The following is a 12,986-nucleotide window of genomic DNA, read 5'->3' on the forward strand; positions in this document are numbered from 1 at the left end:
TGGCCGAAGTGGTTGAGGCTAAACCCGACATGGTTGGCTTCATCTTCTATCTACAATCACCAAGATACGTGGAGGTGGCAGCGGCTAAAGCACTCTCACAGACTTCTGTTGGCAATGCACAGCGGGTGGGCGTTTTTGTTGATAGCGACCTGCACCATATTGAGCAAACGGTTGTTCACTTTGGTCTTAATGCTGTGCAGCTGCATGGTTCTGAAACACCACAGCTATGCGAGCAGCTAAAGCAAAAGGGGCTTACTGTAATCAAGACCTTTCGAGTCGGAGAGGAGTATAGCTTTACTGAAGTCGAGCTGTATGTTGGCAGCTGTAATCTCTTTCTCTTTGACGCAGCAGGCAGCAGGGCCGGTGGTAATGGAATTCCTTTTCGATGGAACCTACTGGATAGCTACAGTGCCAGCGTGCCGTTTCTGCTTAGCGGAGGAATAGGTGAGGAGCACCTGTTGTCCATTAAAGCCTTGAAGCATCCAATGCTGCTTGGCGTGGATATCAACAGCCGCTTCGAGGTAATGCCAGGAGTGAAGGATGGTGCGCGTGTAAAGAAATTCATTGAAATGATAAAGAGCGATTTATGCTAACGGATTTTGATAGTAAAAATGGATACTACGGACGTTTTGGTGGAGCCTACATTCCCGAGTTGCTCCACGCTAACGTTGAAGAGTTGCAGCGCCGTTATACCGAAATAATGGACTCTTCGGAGTTTAAGACCGAGTTAGAAAGGCTGCTCACCCACTACGTGGGACGGCCCTCTCCGCTATACTTTGCCGGCAGACTTTCCTCTAGCATCGGTGCCAAAATTTATTTAAAGAGGGAAGACTTAAACCATACAGGCTCTCATAAAATTACCAATGCTGTTGGTCAGGCTTTGCTGGCCAAGGCTATGGGCAAGCGCAAGATTATTGCGGAAACGGGTGCCGGGCAGCACGGAGTCGCAACCGCTACGGTGTGCGCGCTAATGGGGCTGGAGTGCATTGTGTTTATGGGTAAAACCGACGTTGAGCGGCAGCAGCCCAATGTGCAGCGCATGAAGTTTTTGGGTGCCAAGGTGGTGCCGGTAACCAGCGGAAATGCCACTTTAAAGGACGCTACCAATGAGGCCATCCGCCACTGGATAAACCATGCCGAGGACACCTACTACCTCATTGGTTCGGCCATTGGACCACACCCTTACCCCAACATCGTTCTCAAGCTGCAGTCGGTTATCTCCCAAGAGATAGCGGCCCAGCTGAAGCAATTGGAAGGGCGCAGCTATCCCGACTACGTAGTGGCATGCGTTGGAGGTGGAAGTAATGCAGCTGGAGCTTTCAGCCATTTTATCGAGAATAGTGCGGTGAAGCTGGTTGGTGTGGAGGCTGCCGGATTGGGAACGGCAACTGCCGAAACTGCCGCAACGCTTGCCTGTGGGAGTGAGGGCGTCATTCATGGCTGCCGAACCTACCTCATGCAGAGCAGCGATGGTCAGATTACAGAACCATACTCCATCTCTGCCGGGCTCGATTACCCGGGCATTGGTCCGCTACATGCTTGGCTGCGCGATACTGGTCGAGCCACCTACCTTTCAGCAACTGATGAAGAGGCCTTAAACGCCGGTCGGCAGCTCTCGCTTTTGGAGGGAATAATTCCCGCGCTGGAATCGGCACATGCCTTGGCAGCGTTACCACTCCTCGGCTTGAAATCGTCCGATGTTGTGGTGGTAAACCTCAGCGGACGTGGTGATAAGGACATGGATACCTACCTAAAATACTTTTCCCATGAACAGAATTGATACCCTATTCGAAACCAAGAAGGAGAAGATTCTGTCGGTATTCTTTACCGCAGGTCATCCTTCACTTAACGATACGCCACCCATTATTCAACATCTTGAGAATGCGGGTGCCGACTTGGTTGAAGTTGGTATGCCCTTTTCCGACCCCATGGCCGATGGCAGTACCATTCAGCACTCCAGCAAGGTGGCACTGCAAAATGGGATGAGCCTCGAGGTGTTGTTTAAGCAGCTGGAGTTGCTCCGGCCAATGATTACCATTCCCGTGGTGCTCATGGGCTACTTCAATCCGGTGATGAAGTTTGGCGTGGAGCGGTTTATCTCCATGTGCCAAAAGGTGGGTGTTGATGGGGTGATAATTCCCGACCTGCCGCTCGATATTTTTAGGGAGAGCTACCGTGAGCAGTTTGTTCGGGCTAACATCCACAATATTTTACTGGCTACCCCAACGGCATGCAAGGAGAGACTTCAGCTGCTGGCTACCCAAACACAAGGTTTCCTCTATATGGTATCGTCTGGTTCTACCACCGGTGGTGGGTTGGAGCCATCGCGACTGGTGCAGCTGCAAACTGCCACTGGTGATGTGGGTAATAGAGCTCCTATACTAGTTGGTTTTGGCGTTAAGAGTCACGCCGATTTTGAAGCGGTGTCGCAGTATGGTCGTGGCGCAGTGGTTGGCTCTGCATTTGTTAAGTTGCTGGATGGTTCTATCAATCTTAAGGCAGACATTGAAGCCTTTGTTAAGAGCATTAAAGGATAGCATTGCTTATAATCTTCAAGTATTTTCTACATCTCCATTATAATCAATTTTCGATATGGTAATACAGCTTAAAAACGAGATAACCGAAGAGGAGTCCGGTCGCATTGCTACCCTCTTGAGCAGCGTTGGTCTATCGCATCGAGAGGTGGTGACACGTCAAGGGCGCTATTGGGTGGCCATTGGCACCACTGAAGTTGATATTCGCTCTATTGGAAGTTTGCCCGGCATTAAAGACATTCATCAGGTAACTGACAGCTACAAGCTGGTGTCGGGCATGTGGAAGCTCACGCCAAGTGCCATTCCGCTGGGTAACGGAACCAGCGTAGGTAACGGCGACTTTGCCATAATGGCTGGGCCCTGTGCTGTGGAGAGTGAGGAGCAGGTGGCACGCGTTGTGGAGTTTTTGGGCAAGAATGGCGTAAAGGTGATGCGTGGTGGGGTGTTCAAACCTCGGAGTTCACCCTACTCATTTCGAGGAGTTGGTATCGAAGGGCTGCGCTACTTTCACTCCATTTGCCACCAGCACGGCATTGCCGTAATTTCGGAGGTGATGGAGCCCGACCAGATTGAGGCGATGTATCCCTACATCGATATCTTTCAGGTGGGAACCCGAAACTCTCAGAACTTTAGCCTGCTCGATGCGCTCGGAAGAATAGATAAGCCGGTGATGATTAAGCGTGGCATTTCGGGAACCATCGACGAGCTGCTCTACTCTGCGGAGTATGTCTTCTCGGGAGGTAATGAGAACATCATCCTTTGTGAGCGGGGTATTCGAACCTACGAGAAGGCTTACCGAAACACTCTTGACCTGAATGCTGTGCCCATTCTTAAGCAGAAAAGCCATTTACCCGTGGTGGTGGACCCATCGCACGGAACGGGCATTCGGAATATTGTGGAGCCCATGGCGCTGGCTGTCACCATGTCGGGTGCCGATGGCATTATCATGGAGATTCATGTGGAGCCTGAAAAGGCCTTCTCCGATGGCATGCAGACGCTCTCGTTTAGCGAGGCGGAAAGGCTATTCGATAGGCTACGGCAAACTGTGCAGCTGCGACAGTCGATGGGGGTGTAAAATAGTGACGAGTGACGGAAGAGTGAATAGTGACGAAAAAGTGACAAGTGACGGGTGACAGAAAAGGCGATAGGTGTCGGGAGTCCTAAGACCGAAGCAGTGCATCGGACAGACAATCCTTTTCCATATTAGCCCCAACGGGGCGTAACTTAATAGACATGGGCGTCAGCCCATGGTATGGAACCCCGGCAAGAGCGAGCGGTGCACGCTCCTCCGGTGTTTAAGGCCGCATGCCTGCCATGCATCGCAATCACCCCAAGGTAATTCAAACTGACATTTATATTCATTGCAGAAATCCAATTACCGCCTTCCATAATTTCTTTTTGGCACCCTTCTGTGCACTAATAAAAAACGGCGGTAAGGATTGCTCCCTGCCGCCGTTTTTGGCATTATCAATTCCTTTCGGAGTTATTTTTTTAGATACTTATCGAGCCATGCGAAGAACTCACGCTGCCAGATAACCGAATCTTGCGGCTTGCTTACAAAGTGAGTTTCGTTGGGGAATACCAGCAACTTGCTGGGGATACCCCTTAGCTGAGCGGCATTAAAGGCTTGCAGACCTTCGGTGTATGGAATTCTGAAGTCGTTCTCACCCTCAATAATCATGATGGGCGTATCCCACTTATCAACCAGCTTGTGAGGGCTGTTGGCGTAGGTGCGCTGTGCCACCTTGTTATTCTTGTCCCAGTATGGGCCACCAAAGTCGTGGTTCGGGAACCAAGTCTCCTCGGTTTCGGCATAGAAGCTCTCGAGGTTATACATGCCGCAGTGTGCAATAAATACCTTGAATCGCTTCTGGTGAACACCGGCGAGGTAGTAAACGGAATATCCACCATAGCTGGCACCAACGCAACCAAGGCGGTTGGCATCAACCCAAGGCTCCTTCTTTACATCATCGATGGCGCTCAGGTAGTCCTTAATGTTCTGACCGCTGTAGTCGCCCGAAATTTGTGCATTCCATGCCTGACCAAATGAAGGCACACCGCGGCGGTTGGGAGCCACAATTACGTAGTTGTTGGCAGCCATAATTTGGAAGTTCCAACGGTAGCTCCAGAACTGGCTAACGGTGCTCTGTGGACCACCTTGGCAGTATAGCAGTGCGGGGTAAACCTTGGTGCTGTCGAAGTTGGGTGGAAGAATTACCCAGGTGAGCATTTCCTTGCCATCGGTGGTTTTAATCCAACGCTCAACTGACTTACCCATCTTAATGTGCTGGTAGATATGTTCGTTGGTAAAGGTAAGCTGCTTTTCGGCACCAGTGGTAGGATCAACGCGGAACAGCTCGGGTGCCATGCTCATGGACATCTTCTCGCCGATAAGTACGCCGCCCTGCATTTGGCAAAGGGTGTAGTCGTGCATTCCCTTGGTGATCTGGGTAATCTGCTTGGTGTCGATGTTAATTTTGTAGAGTTGCTCTGTAGCTTTAACGCCGCTTACAAAGTAGAGGTCCTTGCTGTTGCCATCCCAGCTAAACTGCTCCACGTCCTGATCGAAACCCTTGGAGAGGTAGTCGGTGGTGCCAGTGGCCATATCCATTACAAACAGACGCTTCTGATCCGACTCGTAGCCTGGGGTAGCCATGCTCCACCAAGCCAAGTACTTTCCATCGGGGGAGAAAACAGGGCTGCGATCATAGCCGGGGAAGGTGGGGGTGAGGTTCTTGGTTTCACCCGATTCTAGGTTGTAGAGGTAAATGTCGGAGTTGGTGCTTATGGCGTACTCCTTACCCGTTAGCTTCTTGGAGGCGTAAATAATCTCCTTGCTGTCGGGGCTCCACTGTATCTCGGCTATGTCGAAGTCGGGAGCAATGGGGGTATCCCACATCTCGTCCTTGTTGATGTCTTTAGGGTCACCTACAATGCCGTTGGCAAAGTCGGCTACAAATACATGGCTGTAGGAGCCGTTATCCCAAACGTTCCAGTGGCGGTACATTAGGTGGTCGTAGATGCGCACCTTGGCGTCGGGCATATCGGGGTAAATGTCGTCCTTGGTCTTCTCCACTTTAACATCCTGTGTGTAGAAAATTTTGGCGCCGTTGGGTGAGATGCTAAAGCCGTTGATGTCGGAGTCGCCGTGGGAGAGCTGCGCGAGGTTGGTGCCTTCAGACGAAACTGACCAGAGCTGCTGGCTGCCGCCACGGGTGGATAGGAAGTAGATGGTCTTGCCATCGGCACTCCACTGTGGGTTCGACTCGGAGCCCTGCTCGTCGGTGAGCTTAATGGGCTGACCGCCGTCGGTGGATACCTTGTAGAGGTCGGTAACGCCCTTATCCTGCTTAAGGTTGTAATAGGTAACGGTGTAGGCCAGTTCCTTGCCATCGGGGGAGAGCACTGGCGATTCCACGCGGCCAAACTTCCACATAATTTCGGGGGTAAGAATACCCTTGGTTGCCTCATCGGCGGTGAGGGATGTGTCTATGGTTACCGTGGTGGTAGCCGCTGCCTGCTTGTCGGTGCCTTTGTTGCACGACCCGAGTGTTGTCATTAGCGCTATTGCCATTAACGTTAACGTTATTGTTGACTTTTTCATTGATATGTTGGTGTTAGGATTTGCGGCGTAAAGTATCGTATTTTTTTGGAAGATGGAAATTTTTTGGCAAGGGAATTAGGGGATTAGGTTGATAAGGGGGTAGGCTATAGGCTGCCGCAGGGCAGATTCATTTAGCCCTCTTTCGTAGTTACCGTGCATAAAACAATTTGAAAATTTGACAATTTGAGAATGATGGAGCAGTTAATACCTTTCGTGGTTGCGGTACATGGTAGGTTCATCGCATTGAACACCATGCCAGCGTCCACTGCCCGTTCGTTTTGTTGCTTAGCCGTAGGCGATGAAGTATTGTAGTAAGGGGTAATCCAAAAAAAGATAATACTCCGTAGGAGTTTTACATGATTGCTGATTTGCTGAGGTGGTTTTTTGCATGGCACTGGAGGAGTCAAACGTTGGCAGAGTATAATTGATTTATTCCTTGGTCAGATTTTCAATTGTCTTGAGAAATTGCTCTACCTGAGGAATTAGCTCTACTACATTTTCTTTTTCAAAATCAAAAAAATCACCATAATCCCCCTTTTGTCTGTAATCAAAAAGATCGGTGTAGAGAATCCCTAGTGATTTATCAATTCTTCCTGTTTTGATAAAATGCAGTGCAAATTGAGTTTTCACTCCACTGTGAGTGTGGCTGTTTATGTCGTGCTTTGCAAAAAGAGCTAGAACTGCATAAAAACAAGCATAGTAAAGCCGATTAATGGATGAATTCCAACTTTGCAATTCCGCTAGGGCTTTTGCATCGTCGAATGTTCTCCATGCTCTTTCGATGCGGTAGGCAATATATTCTTCCCGTGTGTTTGGCATGCTTTTAAAGCGCTATTCCTTCGTTAGCAACATTTTTGTATAGCGGCGTCATCCAGAATTTGGATTTCCACTCCTGCTTGTTATATACAAAGGTAGAAAAGGCTTCTCCAATCTCAAGTTCAAGGTCAAAGAGCTTATGCCGAAATGTCTTCTCTATTTCAATATCGGCTTTCGAATTTACGAGTATTAATATGTCCCAGTCGGAGTCCGGTCGCTCTTCCCCTCTTGCCCGGGAGCCATAGAGAATGACGTCAGCCGTCGGGTCAATTTCGTTGACCTGCATTTTAATCATCGACATCACTATTTCCTTATGGTTCTTCATGTAACAAAGGTAATAAAAAAATTATTGGCGGTTGAGGCTCACTCTCTAACGATGCCAAGCAGATAGAATTCTTTATCTAACTCCCTTTCGGTGGTTGCGGTGCATGGTAGGTTCACCGCATTGAACACCAAACCATCGTGCACCGCTCTCTCCTTATGGGTGTATTCCACCATGGGCTGACGCCCATGGCTATTACATATCGCCCCTTTGAGGCTAAGTGCAAAACTCTAAATTTTTGTGGGTTGAAATTCTTCGCCGTAGGCGATAAAGTATTTAGTAAGGGATAATCCAAACTACGTTAATACTCCAGAGTTTAGCTTGCGGGCAAAATATCCAACGGACACTGGTAAACCGAAAGGGCTGGCATGATTTTAGCCTAGCAGATTATACCAATCTAAAACCCTGAACGGGTGACAGAGAGTTAATTATTGTTGGGTGTCTCAATCATTGTTTTCGTTCACGGTTGGTCCGATAAACCATTGTTTACTCCTTAATGGGTTGTATTAATTTCAGTTGGAGGATTATTCTAAAAGGAGAGGCAACCGTAATTTTTTTCCCCAAGAAACTCATTTACCTCGTCGACATTAAAATATTCAGGTTCAAAATTTTCTCCAAGCCATTCGATGGTATCGTTGTAATCCTCATGCTCCGGCTGCTGAATGGTTTTCAACATTTCGGCATATCCCCACACCCCACCACAATCCTCCGGCGGGCAAGCCATTTTCCCTGCCACGCAGGTTGGGTATTTCCGGCCCTCCTCCACTGGAAGAATCTTCTCCAGCGTAATCACATGTTCCCAGCCATCTCCAAAGTCGTATTCGTAAATCATCGTCTCCTTTTCTACAAGTAGTAAATCGGACACGCGGATTTTCTTCTTCTTGTAATCAATACTTTTAAAGTCATCCCAAAAATCATCGTCCGGTTGCCTGGCTTCGTAGAATTTTTTATCCTTAATGAACTGATGGAGGTGAGAGTTGGTCCACCCCATGCTGGTTTGAATTACCTTGTGAAGATCAGCCAGCAGCATGTCCGATGGTATTAGTAGCCGCCTCCATATTTTGGGCTTTGAATCTTTTAGGGCTATTTGAATCTGATAAATTTGATTTGCCATGGCCAATTGGTTTAAGATTAAAGAAGAATAGGTTAGTAAAGAGTAACCTCAGAGTTATTTCCTATTAATTCAAATGAGCAATACACTTGCTAAAGGTAAGGAGAAATTGGAATTTTTTGTGTGGGTTTGCCCTCTTTTTGGGAAAATAGAAAATTATTTTCTGCCGTCAGCAAGGGGGTTAATGGATTAAAAATTGGTTGAGGGTGACAGGGTTATTTCATCTCTTTCCGTTGGTTGCGGTGCATAAAACAATTTGAATATCTGAAAACTTTGAGAATCCACCAGTGGGCAGACAGGTTTTGAGAATGGTGGAGCAGCTAATACCTTTCGTGGTTGGGTTCATGGTAGGCTTTCCACATCGAACACCAAAAGAGCGTGCACCACACCCTATTGGTGGGGGTATTATTCCCTGAGCTGATAACATATTACCTTTTCAGGAAACGTGAATCGGGGCGAAAAATGTTTCGCCCTTACATTGGATTAATTTATACATCGGAACACAAGAGACGCACGATCGTGCGTCTCTACCTCACATTGAATGTCGAATTTTTGATTAGCTGCAACATCTTATAACTCCCTTCCATTCAACAACTCACACTTCACCAATTACTCCTCCTCACCGCTAACGTATTTCGAAGGGTAAGGAATGTTGCCCATGGTGGAGAACCAAATAATGCGGTTGAAGAGGTCATCATTGCCGGAGTCGATGCCATCGAACTGTGGCTCGAGGCTGAGCTTGGCAAAGTGCAGCTTCTTGCCCGTGAGCTCCGACAGCGATGGGTTCATCTCATCCAGTGGTGTTTGGTTGCTTACCGCGGTGTAGGGCGCAAAGTTGGGCTTGGCGGTAAAGCAGCCAAACATGGGGGTGGCAATGGCATCCTGAATGTTCATTGGAGGTAGACCAAGAATTTGCTCAATGGTTCGTACCATCGACGGTTGGTTATAGGGCGCGTGTATGGTCTCCGGAATTCGGGAGTAGGGGCTTAAAACCATGGCCGATGTTCGGTAGGACGAAACGTGGTCCCATCCGTCCTGCGAATCGTCTTCAATCACAAATACGACTGTGTTCTTCCAAAAGCGGCTATGGGAGAGTGCCTCCATAATTTGACCCAAGGCAAGGTCGTTGTCGGCCACCATGGCTCGTGGGGTAGGAAAGCCGGGACGGGTTCCCGAGGTGTGATCGCTGGGGAGCGCCATCACCATGAGTTGCGGCAATGAGTCACCTTCCAACGATTCGTAGTGCTTTAGCTCATCAATAAAGGCCTTTGCCCGGAGAATATCTGGAATCTTGTGCCCATCGTAGCCTGGATAGGTCGGCGATAGCACCTTGGCAACCGTGTTCAGCGTGGTTTTGTTTGTAAAATGGAATGGCTCACCCTTGAGGAATCCGGAGTAAACATCGCTCCAGGTGAGTGTGTCGTTAAACTCTGGGATAGCCGCTTCTCCGTATATTCTTACGCTCACACCATGTCGGCGTGCGTTGTCCCAAATAAAACCAGAGGAGGGGTATACCAACGCATCGTAGAGCACGTGGGGGTAGCTGCGGAACCAGGCGCGCACGTTCTTCTCCACGTAGTCGGTAACAATGGAGGCATCCGTCCAGCTATGGCCCTCTGCCGAGCACTTGCCCGAGACAAAGAAGTTGTCCATCAGCTGAAACTCGCCCACCAGCTTGTGGATGTTGGGCGTAACCTTCTTCCCGAAAACGCAGAGCGAGCTGTCACCATCTCCGGCGGCCACATCGCCCAAAACTTGGTCGTAGGTTCTATTTTCCTTAATGATGTAGAGCACGTGCTTAAACACCGAAGGCTCTCCAATTCGGTCAGGCACAGGCTTTGGCTCCACGCCTTGACGGGCAGGGAGCTCAGCCTCCTTGAGCCTAGCCAGCTGATTGGCGGCAATTACCGTTTGGGTGTAGTCTGCCAGCTGCTTCTTGCCGGGAATGGCAATTACCGACAGCGAGGCCAACATGTGGTGTGAGTTGAACACCCGTCTGTGGTCCGGTCCAAATCCGTATGGAAGGTTTGCACCAAACGATTCGAGGTTGGTAACGTAGAGCACCTTGTTGTTTAAAATGCTTATGGATGAAGGGTAAGCGGCGGTGGGAATAAATCCTGTTACGCTGCTCAGCATGTCTTTGCCATTGGTCGAAGCTCTCTTTCCAAGAGCAACAACGGCCACGGCATTATCCATGCCATTTGCCACAAAGAGTGTGTTTCCATCGGCTGTTGCGGCAAGGCTGTTGGGTGTATCGCCAAAGTAGTGGTTAATGTCGGGCTGCAGGCGAAGCGAGATTGTTTCGGAAACCTTGTCGGTTTTGGCATCGATAACGCTTACCATGTCGCTGTTGGAGTTGGTAAGGTAGAGATGGTTTTCGTCGGGACTAGCCACAATTTTATTGGGATGAAGGCCAACCACAATCTCCTTAAGTAGCATTCCTGTAGCTGGGTCGAACACGCTTATGCTTCCCTCGCGGCAGCCAGCTGTTGCAGTGTCGATGCGGGCCAATCCCCAAGGAACTCCAGCCACATTGTTGTCGTCGTATTCTGGAACTCTTCCGGCCCAGTTGGTTACGTATATTTTTCCATGAGCAACAGCAATGCCGTAGGGAGCCACGCCCGTATTCTTTACCCAAACGGTGTCACCGGTTTGTAAATCCTGCTTCAACAGTTGGTTGTTCCCATTGAGCACCACATAAAGGTAGTCGTGGCCCAATTCACTGCGAACCAGCAGCTCGTTGGGTAGGGCCAGCTCGGCAGGAGACACTGGCTTGTAGGTAAATACCTTGGAGACTGTTGCCGCTGTTCCGTCCCACTTTAGCCGAACAACGTAGGATTCCTCATACCCTTTGGATGCGCTGAATAGCACGAAGTTTTCATTATCTTTCTGGTACCAGCAGATACCAGAGTATACGCTCATTGCCCTTTTCAATCCTGAAATTTTATCGAGCGGTAGGGTAAACATCACCCTATTTTGATCCGTGCTAATGAAGCTCACGCTATACCGCTCCTCCACTGCCAACCAGCGGCCATCGAGTGAGAGTGCGCAGTCGAGAGCATGGCTCTCCTTGGTGGTATCGCCCAGCACAATGAGGTCGCCTGCCGGCTTCAGCAAGCGGTCGAAGGGAAGTTTATCCCAGCTGGCCGTTGTGCTTTTATCCGATTGGGCTTGCAGGTTTAGTGAAAGAGTCGATAAGAAAAGGCTTAGAGCTAAAAGGATGTATCTCATGGCTTCGCTGCTATTATTGAATTTACAGTTATGCTAGTGATTTATTGAACGTGGTAGAAGAGGTGTATTGTCGACGACCATATTCGGCATAAATATAGTGGTATTCGTGCAAACCATTCCTGCACGGCTAGCTTAAAGGGTTTAAATTTAGGTTAAGAGTTTGAGAAAGGGCATAAGTTAGTAGGCTGTAGGCTGAAGGTTTTGGGTAGGTTACCGTACAAGGTTGAAGGTTGGTGCATGGTCTGTATTGTGATTTGTAATGGCATAGTTGCTACTGAATGGTTATTCTGCCATGTTGATTTTTTTCTTAATATTGAATAGTGAAGAGCTGTAATGTTTTTTTCTACTGCGCAATTTTAAACAACCTAAATATTTAAACCTATGGAAATTAATCGTGGAAGTTTTAAAGCGGGGCTTCTTGACCCAATCTTTAACCTAACCGGAAAAACCTGGCTGAAGGTTACCGGAGCGTCTGTAATTACAAACTTAGTGTTAGGCGCAATTGGAGCTGCACTATTCTTAATGGTGCTTGGCTCCAGCGATATGCTGATGCAGATGATTACCAATCCTCAGTCGATAAAGGATAATCTCTACCTGTTCCAGTCCGAAATGTTTGTGCCATCGGTAATTCTTACCATTATTCTATTTGTCCTAATTGCCTTTGTGGTTGGGGCATGGAATATCTACTTCAGCATTAAGATTACCGATTCACAAATTACAACAGGCCAAGCCGATTTTGGCGAACTTTTTGGAAAATCGTTCAACAACAGGGTTTTTACTCTTCTAGGTGTCACCATACTTATTTATTTGGCGTTTATCGTAGGAGTTATTATCTCCTTCCTCTTGGCCTATGTTTCCGGTTGGTTGACATTCTTCGCTGGCTTGTTCCTCACTATTGCCATGTTTAGATTGACGCTTGTTATTCCTGCCATGATGGTGGGTAACCACACCCTTAGTTCAGCATTGGAATTTAGCGTGAAGCACATTGATTGGATGCGGGCACTCAAACTTTTTGGCATCGTTCTGTTGGCATTCCTTGCCATTATTGTGGTTGCCATTGTGCTTGGTTTAATAGGAATGGGTCTTGCGATAATTCCTTTTGTAGGCATTGTCATAAAATTTGCCATTAATTTAGTTTTTGGTGGATTTATTACTGCGCTCCTGATTTCGGCATTACTAGCACTCTACTACCACTATGCAGAGGAGGTTGCCGAGGCTGCCGCTCCTGAGGTTGTACAGGCCGATGAGCCTTCTGAACCTCAGATGTAGTCTTCTTTATAAGGAAATAGTGCCGCTGGGGATATTTTTCCTCGGCGGTTTTTCTTGTCATACTGCTCCAAATTTGTGATTAATTCTGGTTACCAATTA

The 12,986-nt window shown here is 48.3% G+C and carries 10 protein-coding genes; 5 read left to right on the forward strand and 5 right to left on the reverse strand.

The genetic code is table 11. The features are described 5' to 3' along the window. Positions 1 to 8: 8 nt before the first annotated feature. From VMW01_03430 to VMW01_03445, 4 genes are read left to right on the forward strand one after another with little or no spacing between them, the layout of a single operon-like run. Complete coding sequence (locus VMW01_03430; GenBank protein HUW05292.1) at positions 9 to 593, forward strand: phosphoribosylanthranilate isomerase; 585 nt, start codon at positions 9 to 11, stop codon at positions 591 to 593. Next, entirely contained in the window at positions 587 to 1,780 is a 1,194-nt protein-coding gene (trpB, locus tag VMW01_03435) for a tryptophan synthase subunit beta (GenBank protein ID HUW05293.1), read from the forward strand. Before VMW01_03430 ends, trpB begins: the two co-directional genes overlap by 7 nt. Further along, complete coding sequence (trpA, locus tag VMW01_03440) at positions 1,767 to 2,537, forward strand: tryptophan synthase subunit alpha (GenBank protein HUW05294.1); 771 nt, start codon at positions 1,767 to 1,769, stop codon at positions 2,535 to 2,537. The genes trpB and trpA overlap by 14 nt, the downstream gene beginning before the upstream one ends. A 55-nt stretch (positions 2,538 to 2,592) precedes the next feature. Next, positions 2,593 to 3,609 (forward strand): bifunctional 3-deoxy-7-phosphoheptulonate synthase/chorismate mutase, encoded by a 1,017-nt coding sequence (locus tag VMW01_03445; protein HUW05295.1) that lies wholly within the window; start codon positions 2,593 to 2,595, stop codon positions 3,607 to 3,609. Positions 3,610 to 4,017: 408 nt separating this feature from the next. Here VMW01_03445 and VMW01_03450 read toward each other — a convergent pair whose 3' ends face one another. The 5 genes from VMW01_03450 to VMW01_03470 form a co-directional block, all read right to left on the reverse strand. Then, positions 4,018 to 6,138 carry a S9 family peptidase gene (locus VMW01_03450; GenBank protein ID HUW05296.1) on the reverse strand — a complete coding sequence of 707 codons (2,121 nt, stop codon included), beginning with the start codon at positions 6,136 to 6,138 and terminating at the stop codon, positions 4,018 to 4,020. 429 nt (positions 6,139 to 6,567) lie between these two features. Further along, positions 6,568 to 6,957 (reverse strand): HEPN domain-containing protein, encoded by a 390-nt coding sequence (locus VMW01_03455; protein ID HUW05297.1) that lies wholly within the window; start codon positions 6,955 to 6,957, stop codon positions 6,568 to 6,570. Positions 6,958 to 6,961: 4 nt separating this feature from the next. Then, positions 6,962 to 7,279 (reverse strand): nucleotidyltransferase domain-containing protein, encoded by a 318-nt coding sequence (locus VMW01_03460; GenBank protein ID HUW05298.1) that lies wholly within the window; start codon positions 7,277 to 7,279, stop codon positions 6,962 to 6,964. Positions 7,280 to 7,805: 526 nt separating this feature from the next. Beyond that, positions 7,806 to 8,390: a plasmid pRiA4b ORF-3 family protein gene (locus tag VMW01_03465; protein HUW05299.1), complete on the reverse strand. Its 585-nt coding sequence runs from the start codon at positions 8,388 to 8,390 to the stop codon at positions 7,806 to 7,808. Between the two features lie 606 nt (positions 8,391 to 8,996). Continuing rightward, a complete protein-coding gene (locus VMW01_03470; protein ID HUW05300.1) occupies positions 8,997 to 11,618 on the reverse strand; it encodes an alkaline phosphatase family protein in 2,622 nt (873 codons plus the stop codon). A 381-nt stretch (positions 11,619 to 11,999) separates the two neighbouring features. Here VMW01_03470 and VMW01_03475 point away from each other — a divergent pair, with 381 nt between their 5' ends. Beyond that, complete coding sequence (locus VMW01_03475) at positions 12,000 to 12,887, forward strand: hypothetical protein (protein HUW05301.1); 888 nt, start codon at positions 12,000 to 12,002, stop codon at positions 12,885 to 12,887. The last annotated feature ends 99 nt before the right edge of the window (positions 12,888 to 12,986 follow it).

The organism is Williamwhitmania sp. (genome assembly GCA_035529935.1).
Lineage (GTDB): Bacteria > Bacteroidota > Bacteroidia > Bacteroidales > Williamwhitmaniaceae > Williamwhitmania.

What these genes read in the sequence shown, in the direction of transcription:
- trpB (HUW05293.1), top strand. Translation starts at nt 587, where the DNA reads ATGCTAACGGATTTTGATAGTAAAAATGGATACTACGGACGTTTTGGT.
- trpA (HUW05294.1), top strand. Translation starts at nt 1,767, where the DNA reads ATGAACAGAATTGATACCCTATTCGAAACCAAGAAGGAGAAGATTCTG.
- VMW01_03445 (HUW05295.1), top strand. Translation starts at nt 2,593, where the DNA reads ATGGTAATACAGCTTAAAAACGAGATAACCGAAGAGGAGTCCGGTCGC.
- VMW01_03450 (HUW05296.1), bottom strand. Translation starts at nt 6,138, where the DNA reads ATGAAAAAGTCAACAATAACGTTAACGTTAATGGCAATAGCGCTAATG.
- VMW01_03455 (HUW05297.1), bottom strand. Translation starts at nt 6,957, where the DNA reads ATGCCAAACACACGGGAAGAATATATTGCCTACCGCATCGAAAGAGCA.
- VMW01_03460 (HUW05298.1), bottom strand. Translation starts at nt 7,279, where the DNA reads ATGAAGAACCATAAGGAAATAGTGATGTCGATGATTAAAATGCAGGTC.
- VMW01_03465 (HUW05299.1), bottom strand. Translation starts at nt 8,390, where the DNA reads ATGGCAAATCAAATTTATCAGATTCAAATAGCCCTAAAAGATTCAAAG.
- VMW01_03470 (HUW05300.1), bottom strand. Translation starts at nt 11,618, where the DNA reads ATGAGATACATCCTTTTAGCTCTAAGCCTTTTCTTATCGACTCTTTCA.
- VMW01_03475 (HUW05301.1), top strand. Translation starts at nt 12,000, where the DNA reads ATGGAAATTAATCGTGGAAGTTTTAAAGCGGGGCTTCTTGACCCAATC.